Here is a 263-nt window from a genome sequence, read left to right on the forward strand (position 1 = left end):
TCTCACTCACTGATGTTGAGTTACTCATTGAAGTAGAATCGCTCTCACTCACTGACGTTGAGTTACTCATGCTCGTAGAGTCACTTTCACTTACTGACGTTGAGTTACTCATGCTCGTAGAGTCGCTCTCACTTACTGATGTTGAGTTACTCATTGAAGTAGAGTCGCTCTCGCTTACTGACGTTGAGTTACTCATGCTCGTAGAGTCACTTTCACTTACTGACGTTGAGTTACTCATGCTCGTAGAGTCGCTCTCACTCACT

At 44.5% G+C, this 263-nt stretch carries 1 pseudogene; it reads left to right on the plus strand.

Annotated features, from left to right (window positions below):
- Window positions 1-263: pseudogene (locus TP70_RS12900) on the plus strand (hypothetical protein); the annotation flags it as partial.

Source organism: Staphylococcus microti (genome assembly GCF_000934465.1).
Classification (GTDB): domain Bacteria; phylum Bacillota; class Bacilli; order Staphylococcales; family Staphylococcaceae; genus Staphylococcus; species Staphylococcus microti.